This window comes from Paenibacillus sp. P32E (assembly GCF_001909085.1).
Classification (GTDB): Bacteria; Bacillota; Bacilli; order Paenibacillales; family Paenibacillaceae; genus Paenibacillus_AQ; species Paenibacillus_AQ helianthi.
Genome location: NZ_LVYY01000035.1, coordinates 195,375 through 215,525, shown reverse-complemented (window position 1 = coordinate 215,525; position 20,151 = coordinate 195,375). Strand labels below are relative to the sequence as shown.

General features: G+C 50.8%; 12 protein-coding genes. 8 read left to right on the top strand and 4 right to left on the bottom strand.

Annotation, left to right across the window (positions count from 1 at the left end; translation table 11 throughout):
* Window positions 1–75 precede the first annotated feature (75 nt).
* Window positions 76–3,855 (top strand): immunoglobulin-like domain-containing protein, encoded by a 3,780-nt coding sequence (locus A3848_RS23795; protein WP_143192088.1) that lies wholly within the window; start codon window positions 76–78, stop codon window positions 3,853–3,855.
* Window positions 3,856–4,034: 179 nt separating this feature from the next.
* Here the strand turns inward: A3848_RS23795 and A3848_RS23790 are convergent, their stop codons facing one another.
* Window positions 4,035–5,495: an aminotransferase-like domain-containing protein gene (locus A3848_RS23790; RefSeq protein ID WP_074087454.1), complete on the bottom strand. Its 1,461-nt coding sequence runs from the start codon at window positions 5,493–5,495 to the stop codon at window positions 4,035–4,037.
* Window positions 5,496–5,777: 282 nt separating this feature from the next.
* Between A3848_RS23790 and A3848_RS23785 the strand changes: the two genes are divergently transcribed.
* From A3848_RS23785 to A3848_RS23775, 3 genes are all read left to right on the top strand, one after another.
* Window positions 5,778–6,389, top strand: a complete 612-nt coding sequence (locus A3848_RS23785; RefSeq protein WP_074087348.1) for a LysE/ArgO family amino acid transporter — start codon at window positions 5,778–5,780, stop codon at window positions 6,387–6,389.
* A 175-nt stretch (window positions 6,390–6,564) separates the two neighbouring features.
* A complete protein-coding gene (locus A3848_RS23780) occupies window positions 6,565–7,959 on the top strand; it encodes a helix-turn-helix domain-containing protein (RefSeq protein WP_083612333.1) in 1,395 nt (464 codons plus the stop codon).
* A gap of 499 nt (window positions 7,960–8,458) precedes the next feature.
* Complete coding sequence (locus A3848_RS23775) at window positions 8,459–9,760, top strand: helix-turn-helix domain-containing protein (RefSeq protein ID WP_178382068.1); 1,302 nt, start codon at window positions 8,459–8,461, stop codon at window positions 9,758–9,760.
* 119 nt (window positions 9,761–9,879) lie between these two features.
* On the opposite strand, the gene moaA is transcribed toward A3848_RS23775, so the two are convergent.
* On the bottom strand, window positions 9,880–10,881 hold the full coding sequence (gene moaA / locus A3848_RS23770) for a GTP 3',8-cyclase MoaA (protein WP_074087347.1): 1,002 nt from the start codon (window positions 10,879–10,881) through the stop codon (window positions 9,880–9,882).
* Window positions 10,882–11,369: 488 nt separating this feature from the next.
* Between moaA and A3848_RS23765 the strand changes: the two genes are divergently transcribed.
* The 3 genes from A3848_RS23765 to A3848_RS23755 all read left to right on the top strand — a co-directional run bounded on the left by A3848_RS23765 (window position 11,370) and on the right by A3848_RS23755 (window position 14,098).
* Window positions 11,370–12,065: a TorD/DmsD family molecular chaperone gene (locus A3848_RS23765; protein ID WP_074087346.1), complete on the top strand. Its 696-nt coding sequence runs from the start codon at window positions 11,370–11,372 to the stop codon at window positions 12,063–12,065.
* Window positions 12,066–12,232: 167 nt separating this feature from the next.
* On the top strand, window positions 12,233–12,706 hold the full coding sequence (locus A3848_RS23760) for a MarR family transcriptional regulator (protein WP_074087345.1): 474 nt from the start codon (window positions 12,233–12,235) through the stop codon (window positions 12,704–12,706).
* 156 nt (window positions 12,707–12,862) lie between these two features.
* Entirely contained in the window at window positions 12,863–14,098 is a 1,236-nt protein-coding gene (locus A3848_RS23755; protein WP_074087344.1) for an MFS transporter, read from the top strand.
* Window positions 14,099–14,164: 66 nt separating this feature from the next.
* On the opposite strand, the gene A3848_RS23750 is transcribed toward A3848_RS23755, so the two are convergent.
* Both A3848_RS23750 and A3848_RS23745 read right to left on the bottom strand, forming a co-directional pair.
* Window positions 14,165–17,335, bottom strand: a complete 3,171-nt coding sequence (locus A3848_RS23750) for an efflux RND transporter permease subunit (RefSeq protein WP_074087343.1) — start codon at window positions 17,333–17,335, stop codon at window positions 14,165–14,167.
* A gap of 108 nt (window positions 17,336–17,443) precedes the next feature.
* Entirely contained in the window at window positions 17,444–18,361 is a 918-nt protein-coding gene (locus tag A3848_RS23745) for a TetR/AcrR family transcriptional regulator (protein ID WP_083606872.1), read from the bottom strand.
* A gap of 235 nt (window positions 18,362–18,596) precedes the next feature.
* Here A3848_RS23745 and cls point away from each other — a divergent pair, with 235 nt between their 5' ends.
* The gene (gene cls, locus A3848_RS23740; protein ID WP_074087342.1) at window positions 18,597–20,105 is read left to right on the top strand and encodes a cardiolipin synthase; all 1,509 of its coding nucleotides are present in this window, start codon (window positions 18,597–18,599) and stop codon (window positions 20,103–20,105) included.
* Window positions 20,106–20,151 lie beyond the last annotated feature (46 nt).

Below are 20,151 nucleotides of genomic sequence, written 5' to 3'. Positions count from 1 at the left end.
CGACATCGCTTTACATTCGCCCTCTATTCTTAATACAGATTGTACGTAATTTTAAGAATATTGGAGGAACACATGTTGAAGAAAAGAAATCTCCGCTTCTATCTGTCCACATCACTTGCTGCAGTGCTTATGTGGCAAAGCTTGTCCATACCACCGGCCTACGGCTCGCCTGCAGAAACCTTGACCCCGCAGGAACCTGCGGCTTCCGCAAGTACAGGGGAATGGATGTCGGGCGAATTCCACGCCCACACCTATGAATCCGACGACGCCCAATCGTCTCTCGAGAGCGTATTAGATGCCGCCTTCGATAAATACGGCCTGGATTGGATCGCAACCGCCAATCACTTGAGATCGTCCAAACGGGACGATACCGGAGCCGACGTGCCGGGAGGACCGATCCCGTTCTCCAAGGGCGCCAGCGAATACGAAGTCCCCAAAATAAAAGCGTTGCAGGCTCAGGGAAAATATGCGGGCAAAACGATATTTTCCGCCTTCGAATGGGACATTCCGACGCATGACCATGCGGCCGTAGGCATTCTGTCCGACCAGCCGGGATCGGCCGAGGCGCTGAAGGCTGAGAACCAATTCGAATATTTGTTCACCAACCGCTCCGAATCGATGTTCAATCCGGCCGATGTGGCGGCCTGGAATCAACAGGACACCCGCATCAGCAACTTCAATCACGCCGATGCCCTAGCGGCTATTCAATGGCTGAAGAAGAACTTCGCGGACACCAGCTACTTTATCGTCACCCACCCTTCCAGAGGGTACGGCAAGACGACGGTAGCCGCCCTTCGCGACTTCAACAATGCGGCGCCGGACATCAACTTCGGGTTCGAAGGCATGATCGGCGGGCAGATGGAGCCGAATCGCGGCGGATATACGACCAGCTACAATACCTCCGACCCGACGGCCGATAACAAGTACAAGAACCGTTCCTTCGGCGGTACGGATTATATGGTCGCCAAGGTTGGAGGCGTTTGGGACGCGTTGCTCGGAGAAGGACGGAATTATTGGAACTTCGCCAACTCGGACTATCACTTCAAGATTATCGCCCCCTACACCAGCGGATACTGGCCGGGTGAATACGCCAAGAACTACACCTGGACGCAAGGCAACGACATGCAAGCCGTTCTGAACGGAATGCGTTCGGGCAAATCGTTCTCCGTCTATGGCGACCTTATCAATGCACTCGACTTCCACATCGATGGAGAAGGCGGCAAGCTGGAGATGGGAGCGAGCAATCCGAACGTAACGGTAACCGAAGGCGATCACCGTAAACTTACGATCCGGTTCAAGAGCCCCAAGAGCAACAATTATGAGAATCCAGTGGACAGCGGGATATCGGGCGGCATGAGGCCCCAGGTGGATCACGTAGACCTGATTGCCGGCGATATTACAGGCTTGGCGGACCCATCCGACTCGACCGCCTACAACAAGGACACCAACGATTCGACCAAAGTGCTCGCTTCGTTTACCTCGGATGATTGGGTAACGGATGCGGAAGGCTACAATGTAATCACTTATGACTTGGGCTCGGCGAAGAAGTCGCAATACTTCCGGTTGCGCGGCACGAATCTGGGCTATAACGTAGCCGGAGAGACCGATGAGCAAGGCAATCCGCTCCTCGATCCGGAGACGATCGAAGCCGACGACACCACGCGCTACAACCAGATCAACGACCGCAACTATAAAGACTTGTGGTTCTATTCCAATCCGATCTTCGTGAATGTGGCACCGTACAGCGACAAGCAGGCAGTGGATGATACCTTAGCGTCGCTGGACCTTGGAAATACAACGGCGGTGACCGCCGATCTGAAACTTCCTGAGGGCGGCAAGCATGGCGCACTGGTGAAGTGGGAGAGCAGTAATCCAAATGTGCTGCGTAATGAAGACGGAGTGGGCCATATCACCCGTCCGGCAGCAGGACAGCCTGATGCTTCTGTAACGCTGAAGGCGACAGCAAGCCGCGGAAATGAGAGCGAAGTGAAGACGTTCGATCTTACTATAAAAGCTATGGATTACACAGACGCTGAAGCTGTGCAGCTTGCCAAAGAGAAGCTGACGCTCGGAGACACAAGCGCTGTGAAAAGCAATCTGTACCTCCCGGAGGCAGGGGAACAGGGCACAAGCATCAGCTGGGAGAGCTCAAGTCCGCTGCTGATGACAAACGCCGGGAAGCTTGTCTTCCAGCCACAAAAGGATACTCAGCTGACGTTGACAGCTACGATCCGCAGGGGGGCTGCTGTGGAGACCAAGAGTTTCAAGGTTAATCTTAGCGGCGATGCCAGCGTGACTCCGCTCGCGCTCCGCGGCACTCTGCAAACGGCGGATGGACATGCCTATCTTAGCGGTGCCTGGACGAATCAAAATGTTACCGTAAGTGTGTACGCCAATGTGTACGTGCCTGGCAGTGAAGTATCCTTTAAGGTTCGTCAGGATGGTGGAGAAGGCCAGCCGTATGAGAAAGGCCAGCCTATCAAGCTTACAGCAGAAGGCCAGCACCAGTTGGAGCTTCAAGCGTTAGATACATTGGGTAATACAGCCTCATTGCCGCTTGCGGTAAATATTGACCGGACCGCGCCCGTGATTTCCCTGAAGGGCAGCAGTAGCCTGACCCTTGCCCAAGGGACCAGCTTCGTTGATCCGGGTACGGAGATTACGGACAAGCTGGGCATTGCGGGACTGGTAACAGTAACCGGAACAGTAGATACCCTGATTCCGGGAACCTATACCCTGCGTTACAATGCCAGCGATCTGGCTGGTAATGCAGCCCTTGAAGTGATTCGGACCGTAGTGGTAACAGCACCTTCCAACACCGGAAATGGTAATGGAAGCGGTGGAGGCACGACCATCAGTCCGGTTGCCACTCCGCCTGCAACAAATGTAGAGAAGCCTCCCGTTGTAGAGGTGAAGGTTGAGGTATCGGCACAGCAGGGCGCTACAGGCTCACTTCCAGGTGTGGCGAGCTTCTCTGTTCCAGCAGGGGCATTACCTGCAAATGCCACGCTCACACTGAAAGCTCTGGCAGCCAATGAAGCACCGGCTGCGGGGCAGCTCAAGTCCTTAAGCCCAGCGGTGGCATTCGCTGCAAGCAGAGAAAGCAAGCTCAGTAAGCCCGTGGCATTATCCCTCGCCTATGATCCGGGGCAGGTCACATCCGGCCATAAAGCGGCTGTATATTATTACAATGAGCAGAGCGGCAATTGGATTTATGTGGGGGGTACCTCCAACCCGGATGGGACGATCACCGCAAATGCCAACCGCTTCGCAACCTATTCTGTAATGAATTATCAGCCTCTGGCGCTCACAGATCTGAGCAACCACTGGGCTACAGAGTATACGGACCGTCTGATCGGGATGGGCGTCATGAAGGGCTTCGAAGACCAAAGCTTCCGCCCGAATGAACCGGTTACCCGGGCGCAGTTCGCTTCTATTATTGCAAGAGCTTTGGGACTGCAGGCTTCCGGCAGTGCCGCTGGATTTGCTGACCAGGGCAACATTCCTGCTTGGGCGGCTGGTGATGTAGCGGCAGCTGTAGAATCCGGGATCATCAAAGGCTATGCATCTGGGGGCCAAGCCGTATTCAGAGGCTCGGAGAAGATTACCCGCGCCGAAATGTCTGTGATGCTTGCCAATGCCCTAAGCACCGGCTCCGCCACACTTACGGGCAGCAGCATTGTCCTTGCCGATCAATCAGCGATCCCGGCATGGGCGCAGGCATCGGTGAAAGCCGGAATCGCAGCCGGCATTCTGGGCGGCTTCGAAGACAACACCTTCCGTCCGGACAAGACAGCCACCCGGGCGGAAGCGGCAGCAGCAATCTATAAGCTGCTTACAGCGCTCTCGATCTAGATGACAAATAAAGGCCGTTCCTGTGTATTGCACAGGGCCGGTCTTTATTTGTGTATAGGGAAGTATGCTTGTCCTTCATTATGCGAACGGGAACGCCCGGCAACCCTGTAACTTACAAACTTGCAAACGGCTCCGCAGTCCAGGTAAAGGCCTTTGTAGCTGTTAGCTTGTTGCACTGTTCAAACACCGGGCTGCTGCAGCTTGCGGATCAATCCGGCTAGCAGAGGGAGGCCAAGCTCAAGCTCGGCAGGCGAGGCGTAGACATAGGACAGCCGCAGATGGCGGTTGTCACCACGGTCATACAGATCGCCGGTGTTCAGCAGCAGCCCTGCTTTATGGGCCGTGCGGAACAGCGTCCGCAGCGGTACCGGCTTGTCCAGGGACAGCCAGATGTAGAAGCCGCCCGCCGGAACGTTCCATGCAGCCAGTCCGGTAAAATGGCGCTGTAGCAGATCTAGCACGGCATCGCGCCGTTTCCGAAGCCGTGCCCGCAGGTGCTGGAGATGCTCCTCGTGATAGCCGCCTTCCAGCCACCGGGCGGCGGCCAGCTGTGATAATGAGCTGGCGCCATAATCGGTCTGCATCTTAATGTCGGCCAGCCGCCGCACGACGGGCTCCGGGCCAACAATCCAGCCGATGCGCAGCCCGGGGCTGGCTGCTTTGGAGAGGGTGCCGAGATGCAGTACTCTGCCTTCGCGGTCCAGTGCTTTTAGCGGTGGAGGCGGGGGTGTATCGAGCCAGAGCTCCTGATAGGCTCCGTCCTCCAGGATCGGGAGGCCAAGCTGGCCCGTTACCTCCATGAGTTCCTGCCTCCGCTTCGCGTTCATCAGAACCCCTGTTGGATTATGAAAAGACGGGATGCTGTACAGCATAGCTGCCTTGGACCGACGGGCTTCCCGGGCCAGCCCGTCCATTTGCAGCCCCTGCTCATCCATAGGCAGGCCGCTGAACTTCACGCCAGCGGATTGGAAGGCATGGATGGAATAGAGATAGGATGGCTTCTCCAGCAGTATGGTGGACCCGCGCGGCAAAAGGCCAACCGCAATCAGCTGCAGCCCCTGAAGTGCTCCGGAAGTAATCAGAATGGAGTCGGGATCAGCTTGTATGCCGTTCTTCGCCAGCTCGCGGCTAACCGCACTCCGCAGTCCGGGGCTGCCAAGGGGCTCCTCATAGGAGAGGGGAGGCAGGGGCTGCCGGGAGAGCTCGGCCAGCACACGGGTCATGGCCGAGCCGGGCAGCAGCTCCGGTGCCGGCTCTCCGGTGCCAAGGCGGATCAGCCCCTGCTCATATTCCAGGCGGTTGATGTCCTGTACCGTAGGCAGATTAGGGTAGTGTACGCCCTCTTCAACGTATGCATTCCAGCTTCCGGCAGACGGCACTGGCAATAGATCTGTTCTTGCCGCATCAGCAGATGAGACCGCTTCGTCTGCGGCTGCCCGTACTTCAGCCACCCGGGTCCCGCCGCCCCGCCTGCCCTCAATCAGCCCCAGCGCTGACAGCTGGCCCAGTGCGGTTACCACCGTGCTACGGTTCACACCAAACTGGCGGCACAGCTCGCGCTGAGGGGCTAGCCGCATGCCGGGCGGCCAGGCCCCGCTGCTGATTTTATCCATGAGATAATTGGAGATCTGCCTGTGCATTGGCAGGGGGGATGACGGGTCAGGTGTCCATCGCTTGCCGGGGCTTTGTTCCGTGCAATGTTTTTCTGTCACAAGCCCAGCTCCTTTTGGAGAGTTATATACACAAGCTGATTAGGAAGTGTTCTTTTATTTGCAGTATACCACCTTTGTCCTGCTCTCCTTAGTTTGGTTGGGTAGCATTTGGAGGATTTGGCTGGATACGTATGCCGTTCATACAGGGTACTATCAGGAATGCGGTGGAACCCAAATCATAATCCGCAGCAGACTGGGAGGAACAGAGTAATGTGGGAAGCAGTAGTACATGGAATCATATTGGCCTTCGGGCTTATTTTGCCGCTGGGCGTACAGAATATATTTGTGTTTAACCAAGGAGCGCTTCAGTCCCGGTTCCGCAGAGCCTTGCCTGTGGTTCTTACGGCAGCCGTATGCGACACACTGCTGATTGCTGCTGCCGTTGGCGGGATTTCGCTCATTTTGCTGTCTGTGGAGTGGGTGACGCCAATCGTGTACGGTGCGGGAATTCTATTTCTATGCATCATGGGCTGGAAAATCTGGAACGCAGCTCCGGCGGAGGGAGAGGCCCGAATGCTGTCCCTGAAAGGCCAAGTGGCCTACGCCCTCTCGGTGTCTTTGCTGAACCCGCATGCTCTGCTGGATACAGTGGGTGTCATCGGTACTAATTCGCTGCAATATACCGGCGCTGAACGCTGGGCTTTTGCAGCCGCCACAGCCGGCGTCTCCTGGATATGGTTCCTGAGCCTGGCGGCAGCCGGCCGGTTGCTGGGCAGAACTGATTCCTCAGGCAGAATCATCCGGCTGCTGAATACCGCTTCAGCTCTGCTAATTTGGGGCATTGCGGTATACATGGGAGTACAGTTATGGAGATCATTTTGACATGCTAATCCTTGTTTCATTGGGAAATGGCAACTGGATTGCCTTAATATTAAGATATTTAGTTTTGTTCACTTTTTATACTAATCTAGTCTATTGACCGGTGGAATATTATCACATAGTATTACAGATATCAAAGAAAAATCCTATTTTCTGGAATTTGAAAGGCGGTGTTTCCTTGGAGGCTACAGCCACGATTCGAGATCAGCTAGCGAGTTATTTATCTGAACAAGGCATGTCTATTAATCAGTTTGCAGACAGATCCGGCATTAATTCCGGAACACTGAGCCGGATTGTCAAAGGGCATCAGCCTATCGCAATGAGTCACCTGGAGCTGATTACCAAAGGAATAGGGGAGGTGGAGGATCGCTTTTTTAGTCTGTATGTGGATGAATGCTTCTATCATTCGGCACCCACCTGGCGGCGGCTACGGCCGTTCATGATCCGGTGTGCAGAGCTTGGACGCATGGATTGCATTGAACGAATGGTCCAGATTCTGCTCGATAATCTCAGCAATGTGCCAACGTTATTCGACGTAGCCGAGGGACTGTTTGAGCATGGTCAGTGGAAGGCGGCAGCAATCTTGTACGAGAATGTGAGCGCCAGCGAGAAATACCAGTATTCCGAACGCCTGGCGGCTTGCCAGTATCGTTTGTTCCGGATCGCGCTTGGGGATGACCAGAGTGAGAATCTGCGTGCGGCGACGCTGTTCGAACCTTATGTTCCCAGACTGGATGAGGCGGATCAGCTGGATGCTTTAAGGCATCTAATGATTGCCTATTATTCTCTTCGTCATTGGCATAAAGTAGATCAGTTAGCACAGGAACTACTGCGGCTTGCCAAGATCCAATACGATCTTCAGTATCGCTCGGAGCGCGGTAATGCTAACAAAAAAAGATCTGTCAAACCTTTGTGTTATTACATTTTATATGCATATCTTATGCGTTCAGGTGCTTGTGTGGAATGGGGAGATTACAACTCTGCACTGAAGCTAGTAGACCTCTCCATGGATGGACACTGGATACAGGAAGATAATGAGGAAGTGCAGCAAGTATTGGCTCAATTTAAGGAATGGGGCAAAGCGAATACATATCTCATCCGTATGCTGGAAGGACAACAAGATGTAATCATGGAGTATGTTGAGTATATTTCAACTCAACCGAGCGAGATATTTATGGCCGTATATAGAATTATTCAATCTGCAAACCGTTATAATTGGGATGTTGATCATGTTCTTGAACGTTTCTCCGATTATGTTGCTTATAGAACAGACCTTAATGATTTTGGTATCCATAATCAACAGGTAATAACGGACCAATATACCAGATTTCTTGTAGAATTGGCGGCATACTACTTACATAATAGACGAAAAGAAGGGATTCAGCTCATACTACTAAGTTTGGAATCTGCTGCTAACATTAACTGTGAAAGTATAATGATGAAATGTGTGGATTTGTTTGAACGGTATCGGCATGAAGCGAGTGAAGAAGAAAAATGCCAGTACCAATTTCAAATCAGAAGGGTGCAGGATGCCAATGAAAAGAAAACTTTTAATGTTGTTAGCTTCGTGTAGTTTAGCTGCTTTTATTATTTTCCCTGTTAGTACTATCGGACTTGGAGTCGAGAACTATCAATCGTTAATAAAACCAATGATACACGGTGCGGGTGATTGACCAGCGGTTTAGAACAGTAGGTATGAATCAAATAAATGTTTACCCAGTGACGTTCCTGTTAATCAGGGGCGTCTTTTTTATGGACAATCCTATGAAAAGTCTTTATTACGGTAAATTGTTAAGGTAATGCAACTCTGGCAACACTTTATAATTTTACATAAATACCTAAAATATTACACATGGAGGCGGGACTGATATGAATAATGCTGTATTCACTAGAATTCGTATTGAGCGGGCAAGACGTCAGCTTCATCAAGTGCAAATGCTTTAACATGAAACAGAGACGACCGCCCGCATAAGTGTATTTTTTCACTATGTAGCTATCAGCCTTGCCTATAGAGGATGTTATGTCCTGGAGATAAGTTGAATAAAAGTTCTAAATAAAGGGGGGGGATAGACTTGGAGCAGACTGTCACGATCCGCGATGAGATATGGGCGTACTTAACTCAACAGGGCCTGTCGATTAACAGGTTCGCACTACTCTGCGGGATCCATTCGGGAACACTCAGCCGAATCATGAAAGGTCAACAGGCGATGGCTATGAGCCATCTGGAACGCATTACCCGAACACTGGGATTAGCAGAGGATTATTTTTTTACTAAATATGTGGAAGAATGTCTGTATCATTCGGCACCGACCTGGCGGCGGATTCGGCCTTTTATTTTGCGTTCCGCGCAGCTTGAACGTTTGGATTGCATCGAGCGGTTGGCACGTAGTTTGCTGGATAATCTCATCTATGCACCTCTGCTGTTTGAACTTGCGGAAGAACTATTCCAGCAGGAATTACAGCAGTCGGCAGCCATAATCTATGAGAATGTGGCTATCAGCGAGAAGTACCAGCATTCGGAGCGGCTGGCGCTCTGCCAATATCGATTATTTGTAGTGGCTTTAGGTGATGATCCTCAGCGTAATTTGATAGTGGCCACTTTATTTGAAAACTATGTGACTCGGCTGGATGAGGCCTATCAGTTGGACGCTTTGAAGCATTTGGCACATATATATGGTGCGCTTCACAAGTGGGATAAGGTGGATGAGCTGGCAGTAGAGTTACTCAGGCTTGCTTCTGTCCAGTATAAGCTTCATTATCAATCTAACCGCAAGCTTAATAAGGAAAAGCATCATGAAAGACCTCTGTACTCATACATTCTATATGCACATTTAATGCGGGCATATGCCTATGAGGAACGCAATGATTATAAGACTGCATTGGAAATTGTGCCGCTGTATATGGATGGGAGCTGGATACAGGAGGACGATGAAGAAGCCCACAGAACGCTTACGCAGTTTCAGGAGTGGGGAACCGCAAACACATATTTGTACCGTTTAATGGATGGACAAATGGAAGTGTTGAATGATTATGTGGAGTACGTATCGACAAGGGAAAATGAGATCTTTACGGCCTTGTTCAGAATTGTCCAGACGGCCAATCGGTATCATTGGGATGTGGATCACATCCTGACACGCTTTGCTGACTACATTCCTTACCGAAGGTACTCCGGTATCTATACCAAACGAAATAAGCAGATTAACGATGACGAACATGCCCGGTTCCGCAGTGAACTGGCTACCTATTATTTATCCCGCAGACGCTTTGGGGGCAATGAAATTGCCATGCGCAGCGTGGACTTCACTGCTGAAGTCGATAATGAGCGCAAAGTGATCAAAGGCAAGATTTTGGTAGATTTTGAAATCAATATTTAACGTGGAATGCAAACACGGAATCCGTAAAGGAAGGTTTGAGTGCATAAGTATTGCATAACAAACCGGCGCTGTGATCCTGCTTAGGATCACACGGCCGGTTGTTTGGCGTTGTCTGGCCGCTACCCGCCGATTTGCGACATGCGTCTCGTGGTTGGGGTATGGCTTTGCGTTTTACGCTCCAGGGCGAGCGCCATTTCGTGGTTATGCGGCTTGTTGCCCAAGGCCTGGCGGAATAAGGCTTGTACGGCTGCAGGATCACCGGTCAGAGGGCGTACATTGTACTCATCTGCCCAGTAGAGACAGGCCTTAATGTGTCCGTCTGCCGTAAGGCGCAGCCGGTTGCAATTGTCGCAGAAATGCTCGCTTACCGGATGGATCAGCCCGAAGGTCCCGCGCGCACCGACCACCCGCCGGTTCTGGGAGGGGCCATTGCCTGAGGGCATGTCCGCTTCTTCAGTAGCCCAGCCTGCTTCATTGCAGGCTTCAATTACCGTTTCCAGCGGCAGATACGTCTGACGCCAGGCATCGCTGGCGCTGCCGATGGGCATATATTCGATGAACCGTACATTCAGCGGGCTGTTCAGGGTCAGCGAGATAAAGTCTTTGATCTCATCATCATTGATGCCTTTCATCAGCACCACATTGAGCTTAATCGGGGAGAGTCCTGCCGCCTCTGCGGCTTCAATCCCTTTCAGCACCTTGGCGACTTCTCCGCCGCGTGTAATCATGGCGAAGCGGTCCTGCTGCAGTGAATCCAGGCTAATGTTCACACGTGACAAGCCCGATTGCTTGAGCAGCGCGGCTTTGGCGGGAAGCATCAGGCCGTTGGTCGTAAGGGCTATATCTTCAATGCCCGGGATGGAGGCAATCATGGAGACCAGCTGATCCAGATCCTTGCGGACCAGAGGTTCGCCCCCGGTTAGCCGGACCTTGCGTAACCCCAGAGGGGCCAGCGCTTCCACCACAGCGGTAATTTCTTCGTAACTCATAATCTCGTCCTGGGGCTGGAATTGCATTCCTTCCGCAGGCATACAATAAATGCAGCGCAGGTTGCAGCGGTCTGTAACCGAAATGCGCATATAATCATGCAATCGTCCAAAAGGGTCCGTCAACGGTTCCATAGGGTGCTCCCTTCAGCGTCGAATTTTAAAAGATAAGAATTTATGCGCCTCGCGCAAACCATTATCCTTATCTTTCTCGCTGAAACGGGTGACGTCCTTGTAAGGACGGCGAAGCCGTTTCCACTTGGTTTAAATTTTAAGGAATGTTAGCGTCCACGTCAATGCGCCATGGCTGTGGCATGTATCGACAATGAAAGTGGAAGAGGGTGACGCCAGTTGTATATGAATAGAAACAGACAACCTATATAATATGTGACGAAACCCGAATGGCAAAGCCCAATTTTGACAGAAATGCGACAATTTAAGGGAATGGTCATAGAATGCTCACCGAAAGCGCTTCCTGATTCCGATATAATCTAGGTGCAGAAGTATTGTTCGTTTACATTCACTCACTTTTTGCGAAGAACACAGCCAGGAGACCGGATAACGCGCGCCTTACATGCTATAGGCGATAAGCGCCCGGCAAACCAATAGGGAGGATTTGCAAAATGACTATAACCACTGTTCCATCGCTTGTCGTGCCGGAGGCATTCACTCGTTGGCTGGAAAGCCGGGGATTAATATATCAACTTTTAGTGGACTTTTATGGACGAAAGCCCAGTCTGTCTCTGGTCGCCCAGTGGAGCCGCAATCGCCAGATCAGTGTCGCAGCCGAGATGACGGAAGGCGGACGGGAGCTCAAACGCTACCTTTGCAGCCAGGAGCCTTCAGCGCTGCCACAGATTTGTGAGCGGGAGAACCGTGAATACATGCGCTTGATGAATGAACGTGCGGCCAGTACTATTGTGGCGCGCGAAGCAGCAGAGCTTGGCCGTGAGGAAGAATTCTGCAACGTGCTATCCGATGTGTATGCGTCGGCGGGAATTGTATTCAAGAAATGCGGCGGTGAAGCCGATGATCATATCTCCATTGAGTTGGAATTCATGGCCGTGCTGCATGAGCGTATGCTGTACAACAGCTTCTCGATCCGCAGTGCCATGGACCTGCTGGAGATCCAGGAACAGTTCCTGGAGGAGCATCTGCTGAAATGGACGCCGCAGTTCTGCGAGCGCCTGAATGCGGCAACAGATAGCCCGCTCTATCTTGGCCTCAGCCATATGTTGGAGGAATTCCTGCCGCAGGACCTGCAAATGCTGCGGGCCTGGAAAGCTTCGCTCGAGAGTTCCGCATCGGCGATGGCCTAAAAGGAGTATATACAGACAGAAATAAGACCGTCCTCAGTCAGGGCGGTCTATTTTTATTAGATAAGCATTAATAAACTTTCGGGGTGAGAGCAGGACTATCACTCTATTTTTGTTTTTGGTAAGGTAGAGTTATATTGTGGATGCACCAGCGGGTGGGAGGACAGGCCATGAACAAAGAAGAACAGGTCTTAACGGGTTTCAGGGACTTATTTAATAAGATGGTTTGGCTTAATAAGGATAAGATGGAAGACAGTCTTAAGGGCCATAAGTCTTCGGAAGTACATTGCATCGAATACATCGAAAGAAATACAGATTCCAACGTGACCAAACTTGCGGAGTCCTTGTATATGACTAGAGGTGCCATAAGTAAAATCACGAAGAAGCTCATAAAAAAGGGCCTTGTTGAAAGCTACCAGAAACCTGATAACAATAAAGAAATCTACTTTAGACTTACGGAACAGGGAAAAGAAATTAACAAAATCCATGAGGAACTGCACCAAGAGTTTCGAGAGCGGGATAAAGCTGTATTTGAGCAAGTAACTGAGGAGCAATTTGACAGTATGCTTATTTTCGTGGAAAGGTATAACAGGCACCTGGATGCAGAAATAAAAAAACTGGGTGCAGATACGAGGCCGGAATAAATTTGAATACTGAAAATCAAACCACAGGCAGCCGGGTTCTATGGAGAACGGGCTGCATTTTTATGGTTATTTTATTGTTGACTAGGAAACAAAAATATATTACGATAAATTTGTTTCCTAGGAAATAAAACGATAGCTTTTGAGGGGAGAACTTAAGTGTCAAAATTCAGATCACACAATGAACAGAAAACGGAACAAACCGTAGATAAGCACGCATTAATATTCGGCCTTATATCTGTTTTTCTTTGTGGAATAGGCTTTAGTATCATAGCACCTGTCGTCCCATTCTTAGTACAGCCCTATACAAGCAATCCAGGAGAACAAGCTATAGTTGTTACGCTGCTGACCTCTGTTTATGCACTCTGCGTATTTTTTGCTGCTTCCGTACTTGGAGCCTTGAGCGATAAATATGGCCGTCGTCCGTTGCTCTTGATTTGCCTTTTAGGTTCCGCAGTAGGGTACTTGGTTTTCGGCATAGGAGGAGCTCTATGGGTACTGTTTGCCGGACGCATAATTGAAGGTGTAACCGGCGGCAGCATAGGTACGATCTTCGCCTATTTTGCTGACATCATTCCTCCGGAGCAGAGAACCAAATACTTTGGGTGGGTCAGTGCGGTTGTAGGGGTAGGCACCGTTATTGGCCCAACTCTGGGCGGGTTACTTGCCAAGTTTGGTTATTCTATACCTATGTACTTTGGAGCCGTAATCACTTTATTGAATGTTACTTATGGATTCTTCTTTATGCCTGAGAGCCTTGGCAAGAATAACAGATTGAAAGTGATTACCTTGGTAAGATTGAATCCATTTATTCAGCTTGCAAGCATACTTTCCATGAAGAACTTAAGCAGGCTGCTTATCTCAGCATTCTTGCTCTGGATTCCGAACGGATCTTTACAGGCCGTTTTTTCACAATTTACATTGGATACTTTCAGTTGGAAGCCTGCACTAATCGGCCTTATGTTCTCAATCATGGGCTTCCAGGATATCATTTCCCAAGGTCTCATCATGCCAAAGCTTTTGAAAAAGTTCAGTGATGAACAGATAGCCATTCTTGGAATGGTCTCGGAGATGATCGGCTACAGTCTGTTTGCGTTATCTGCTTTGTTCTCGTTCTATCCTCTTTTTATCGCCGGAATGTTTATATTTGGTTTTGGCGATTCAGTCTTCGGGCCTTCTTTCAATGGGATGCTCTCCAAATCTGCCGATTCGAGCGAACAAGGAAGGATTCAAGGAGGGAGCCAGTCTATTCAGGCTCTGGCAAGAATGATCGGGCCTATCATCGGAGGTCAAATCTATGTGTCACTTGGCCATGCCGCGCCTGCTTTTATGGGTGTGATCCTTATAGCAGCGGCAATACCCGTTCTATATAAGAGAACGCAAATCAAAGTGTAGCCTATCCATAAAAAAGCACGGCGCCCTCCCTTAAGGAAAGACGCCGTGCTCTTCGGAGATTAAGCCTTATTCATACACCTTTTTGCTGCGGAATTTCATCAGGAATTCATACACGACCGGCACAACGACCAGTGTCAACAGGGTGGAGCTGACAAGTCCGCCGATAACCGTTACACCGAGACCCTTGGAGATGATGCCGGCGCTGTTTTCGAGGCCGGATACGAGCGGCAGCAGTGCGCCGATGGTCGCCAGTGCGGTCATCAGAATCGGACGCAGGCGGGTAGCTCCGGCTTCAAGCAAGGCTTGACGCGTGGATAGCCCTTCTTTTTCCTTGTGGATTACACGGTCGATCAAGACAATCGCATTGGTGACGACGATCCCGATGAGCATCAGTGCGCCCATAAGGGCAGAGACGTTCAGCGTTTCCCCCGCCAGCAGCAGGGCAACCAGTGCACCGATAATCGTGAATGGCAGGGAGAACAGAATTGCGAACGGTGCCAGACCGCCGCCAAACGTAACCACAAGCACGAAGTACACAATGGCAACAGCGGCTGCCATGGCAATGCCGAGTTGTCCGAATGTATCATTAATCTGCTCGGTTACACCGCCGAAGGTGACGGTTACGCCATCCGGCAGATCGAGGGCATCGATTTTTTCCTTGACGCTGTTCGAAGCGCTGTTCACATCATTCGCAATAATCTCAGCGGTAACATCCACCTTCATTTTACCGTCTTCCCGGGTAATGGAGTCCGGCGAAGTGCCGTTCTCAATCTTGGCAACCTCACCAATGGGCACCGTAATACCGAGCGGGGAAGTTAGTGTAGCGTCTTCCATTTCCTGAATGCTAGTATACGTATCTTTGTCGGTTTCAATGTAGACATTGTAGTTTTTGCCGTCCATTGCTACCTCTGTCAGTACAGGGCGGGTACCGGCAGGACTAAGCTTCATAGCAATTTGTCCGGCGGTTAGGCCGAGCGAACTGAGTTTGGCCTGATCCGCGACGATGGTGTACTGATCATAGGCTTCAGAGAGACTGGTCTCCCCGTCCTTGAAGTTGTTGGTGTCGGCCTTCACGATACCGGCAATTTCGTCGGCTACCGGCTTAAGCTGATCCAGACTGTCGCCAAAAATGTTCACGGTCAGCGTACTGCCGCCAAGACCACCGCCGGACATGCCGGACAAATCACCCCAGACACCATTCGGAACTTCTTTGGTCAGACCTTTAATCAGGTTTTCTTTTACCGTATCGAAATCAGGAGTGTCGCTGTCAAAGGTAACGTAGAAGAGACCCGAATTCCCGGAGCCGCCCATCCCGAACGGGCTGCTGCCTCCGATGGAATATTGCATTTTATCCAGATGCTCTTTATCCATATACTTTTGAGCCAGAATATATTTTTCGGCCTTCAGGCCTTGCTCCTTGACGTCTTCCAGCGTTTGTCCTGCTTTTGGAGAGAAGGTAAGCGTAACGTTCTTCTCTTCCTGGGAAGGCAGGAAGCTGACACCGATAGGTTTAATCAGGAACACGCTGCCTATCAGCAGAAGCACAGCAACGCCGAAGGTGATCAGCTTATGGGATAGCGACCAATTCAGAATCTTCTGATAGCCGGCAGCCATTCTGTCAGGCTTCTCGCTATGGCTTTTCTTGCCTTTCTTCAGGCCGTTGCGGAACAGCGTATGTGCCAGTGCGGGCACCAGGGTAATGGCAACTACAAGTGAAGCGAGCAGAGCGAATACCATCGTGAGGGCAAACGGCAGGAACAGCTCGCCCACCATACCGCTGACAAAAGCGAGCGGCAGGAATACAGCAATAGTTACGATGGTGGAGGACATAATCGGGACGAACATTTCACGTGTCGCCGCGCTTATTAGCTCACGGCCGCGCAGTTTCTCCCCGGACAAGGTTAGCCGCCGGAAGATATTCTCTATGACAACGATCGAGTCATCGACGACACGCCCTATGGCAACCGTCATCGCTCCAAGCGTCATCATATTCAGCGTGATGTCCATCTGACGCAGGCAGAGAATCGCAATCAGCAGGGATAATGGGATAGAGATGATGGAAATAATCGTCGAGCGGATATTCCGCAGGAACAGCAGGATAATCAGTACGGCGAACAGAGCACCAAAAGCAGCCTTGGACAACATCGTATTTACGGAATCCTCAATCGGCTTTCCTTGATCCAGCAGGACGGTGAGATTCATCGACTTGAACTGCTTCTTCAGTTGTTCCGTTTTATCCTTAACGCCGTTGACCACGTCTACCGTGTTGGCGTCATTGGCTTTTACAATCTGAATCCCGATGGATTCCTTGCCGTTCGTGCGGGAGATGGACTCGGATTTGCCGACAACTTCAATAGATGCCAGTTCTCCCAGCTTGACTGTGGGCAGTCCGGTCATAGCCGCACCGGGAGCAGGAGCGGCACCAGTACCTGCTGCGGCACCAGCCGAAGCACCAGCTGCATTAGCACCTGGAGCTGCACCTGCACCAGACGGTACCACTGGAATACTCAGGTTTTTCAGATCTTCAACGGTAGTGACATTTCCGTCTACTACTACTGCTTTTTGCGAATGCTCCATGGTGAAAAGTCCAAGAGGCACACGCAGGGAAGAGCCTTGGACAATTCCCTTGATCGTCTCTTCAGTCAGCCCGTATTGCTTCAGCTTATCCTGGTTGAACTTAAGGGTAACTTCCTTCACATATTGTCCGGCAATCTGAACGGAGGCGACGCCTTCGATATCTTCCAGAGCAGGGCGGATATCGTTCTCCGCGATGCGGGTCAGTCCTTCCAGATTCTCAGAGCTGTTGTCGGACAAGCTAAGTGAAATGACCGGCAGGGAGCTTAGGCTGAACCGGGAGATTTGCGGCTTTTGCACATTCTCCGGCAAGGTGACTTCGTTCAGCGCCTCCCGGACAGCTGCCGTAGCGTTATCCAGATTCGTTCCATAATCAAATTCAATGGTGATGCTGGAGGCATTTTCGAGCGAGTTCGAGGTTAGTGTCTTCACGCCGTCCACATTGCGGAGCTTCTGCTCCAGCGGTTTGCTGACATCGTTCACCACGCCCTCCGGTGCAGCCCCCGGGTATATCGTTGTTATGCTGAGATAAGGAATGCTGATGTTAGGCAGCGTCTCCTGCTTCATGGTCAGACCGCTGTAGAGACCGGCGAACACAATGATAATCGTCAGAAGCCAAATAGCGAATTTGTTTCTGAGCGAGAAATTAATTAAGCTCTTCATAAGTTGCGTTTCTGCTCCTCTCGGGCCTTCCTTAGGGAAAACCTCAATATAAATGTGAGACGGTTACTCCTATACATCTTTCTCTCTTTGCTGCTTACACGTACTTAATCAGTGAAAACCGCATATGCCCGGTGATTGTAGCGGGATCTGCTTCTGTAGATCCTCCAGTTGCTGTTGAACGGCAGAACAGCCCTGCAGGTTACCCAGCATGCCTTGAATAATGGCCTTGCGGGGGTGGGGCATGAGAATTTCGCCTTCCAGAATGGCTAACGATTCCAGGCCGTCATCTATGCTCTGCAGGTCCATGTCCTTGGCCGAATTCAGCAGCTCTTTCATTTCTTTGATCAGCTGCAGGGGATTTCGTTGAAGGCTGCTGCCATCATGATTCTCTATCCAGCTGTCCAGAACGATAGGAGCGATCAGAGGGACAGGATGTCCGGCGAGAAGACCGGCAACCACAATATCCAGGAGGTCCACAAGATGATCTGCAAGTCGCGGAATGGAAACTGCGGACTCGTGGTTGAAAAGAACCCAGATGTAGGAATGGAGGATTCCATGCCCCAGCAAGAATAACTCTCCTGTATAAGGAATGATCTCCTTACCATACATAATCTCCAGCTTGTCCCGGGACCAGTTCAGCAGGGGTCCGTTGATTTTGCGCAGCCATTCAGGCGCATCGGGCATGCCTTTTCCGGCCAGCTCCTGAATTTGCCGCTGAAAAAATTCCCTCAGCTCATACACATGATGAAGCAGAATTTCAATCTGGTTGCGCAGCTTCGCGCGGGGAGGTCTTGAGCTCTCCTCTTCCTGCTGCAGAGGGTCGTGGATCATACGGAAGCAATATATATAAATGCTGCGTTCCAGCTCCTCCTTGGATTTGAACACCAGGTAGAGACTGCCTTTGGATATCCCGCATAATTCTGCAATCTCCTGCATCGAGGTGGAGGATGAACCTTTCACAGCGAATAGCTGCATGGCTGTTTTAATAATTTGTTCCTTTTTCATAGCATTTTTATTGGCTGACAAGGATGTTGGCTCCTTTCTGACCAATGAGTTCTGTAATTGACTATTGGGTCAAACCGATTATAGTATATATATTAAGCCAATACAAATGTAGCTACGCAGGAGGCAGTCAAGTGGTTACAGTATTGTTGTAATTTCTGTTTTGCAATCGATTCCTGTAGGAAGAAAGGTTTTCTTCATGTAATATATAAATGTGTCATTTTAGTGATGAAAGGCAGAAAGAGAAGGTAGGTTATCTATGAGAAGAGGATTGCAGGCTTTAGTCATTATTGCAGCATTAGTGGCATATTATTATTTTGGCTTCGGCGTATTTGGCAATACTGCCGGGACAATTATGGGTGTTCTCTCTACGCTCACCGTCGTCTCCATCGGTCTTGGCATTTTTATGGAGAACCGTAATCCCTCCACGACGATGTCCTGGATTCTGCTGCTCGCGCTGATTCCGGTGCTGGGACTCGTCTTCTATGTACTGTTTGGGCAAAATGTGTTCAAACGGCGTAAATATGATAAAAAGGCTCAACGTGACCTAATGGCCTATGAACGGATTGAGAATGATGGCCTTCGTATGCACCAGGACTGGTCCATCTTTGATCCCAACCGCCAAAAGCTGCTGGGATTATCACAGAGGCTGGCGCGGACACCTGTTTCATTCAACTCCGAGACCCGCATTCTGACCAATGGTGAAGAGACCTTCGGCACACTGCTGCTGGAGCTGCGGCAGGCACAGCACCATATTCATATGGAATATTACATTTTTCGGGCGGACCATATCGGGACGCGGATTCAGCAGATTCTGATTGAGAAAGCCCGTGCGGGCGTAACCGTCAGATTTATGTATGACGCGGTGGGAAGTATTCAGCTGTCCCGTGCCTTTCTTAAGGAATTAAGCGATGCCGGAGTTCAGGTAGCGTCTTACGGCAATTCTACGTCCTTTTTTTCCAGCCGGGTCAACTACCGGAACCACCGTAAAATCGTGGTGATTGACGGAGATGTCGGCTTCATGGGCGGATTGAATGTGGGTGACGAATACCTCAGCCGCAGCAAGACATATGGTTTCTGGCGTGATACCCATATGTTGATTAGGGGCGAAGCGGTGCGGACGATGCAGATTATTTTTCTGCAGGACTGGATGCATACGACGGGCGAAAAAATACTGGAGCAGGATTACCTCTCCCCGCAGCTGCGGTTCACGACTGGGGACGGGGCGGTGCAGATTATCGCCAGCGGACCGGACAACGAGCGGCGTGCCCTCAAAAATATTTTCTTTTCCATGATCACTTCGGCGGAAAAATCAGTATGGATCGCCAGCCCCTACTTTATTCCGGATGAGGATATCTTAACGGCACTGCGGGTGGCGGCGATGTCCGGGCTGGATGTGCGGCTGCTGTTCCCGGCCAAACCGGACAAGTGGATTCCCTTTTTGGCCTCCCACTCCTATTTCCCGGCGCTGCTGGAATCGGGCGTGAAGATTTATGAATATGAGAAGGGCTTCATTCACTCCAAGCTGCTGATTACCGACGGTCAAATTGCAACGATTGGAACAGCAAATATGGACATGCGCAGCTTCCATCTCAACTTCGAGGTCAATGCGCTGCTGCTGCAGACGGAAAGTGTCTCCCGTATCGTGGCGGATTTCGAACGCGACCTGCTGTCCACCAGTCAGATTGTGCATGAGACCTTCATGAACAAACGGCTGCTGGAGCGGCTGCTGGAATCGGCGGCAAGACTGATGTCCCCATTGCTGTAAGTCAGGCTTAAGCGGGCTAACGCAGATGGCTAAGCAATCGGCCAAT

Excerpts from the sequence above, each read along its gene's own strand:
- A3848_RS23790 (WP_074087454.1), bottom strand. The coding sequence starts at position 5,495 with ATGCACAGGCAGATCTCCAATTATCTCATGGATAAAATCAGCAGCGGG.
- A3848_RS23785 (WP_074087348.1), top strand. The coding sequence starts at position 5,778 with ATGTGGGAAGCAGTAGTACATGGAATCATATTGGCCTTCGGGCTTATT.
- moaA (WP_074087347.1), bottom strand. The coding sequence starts at position 10,881 with ATGGAACCGTTGACGGACCCTTTTGGACGATTGCATGATTATATGCGC.
- A3848_RS23765 (WP_074087346.1), top strand. The coding sequence starts at position 11,370 with ATGACTATAACCACTGTTCCATCGCTTGTCGTGCCGGAGGCATTCACT.
- A3848_RS23760 (WP_074087345.1), top strand. The coding sequence starts at position 12,233 with ATGAACAAAGAAGAACAGGTCTTAACGGGTTTCAGGGACTTATTTAAT.
- A3848_RS23750 (WP_074087343.1), bottom strand. The coding sequence starts at position 17,335 with ATGAAGAGCTTAATTAATTTCTCGCTCAGAAACAAATTCGCTATTTGG.
- cls (WP_074087342.1), top strand. The coding sequence starts at position 18,597 with ATGAGAAGAGGATTGCAGGCTTTAGTCATTATTGCAGCATTAGTGGCA.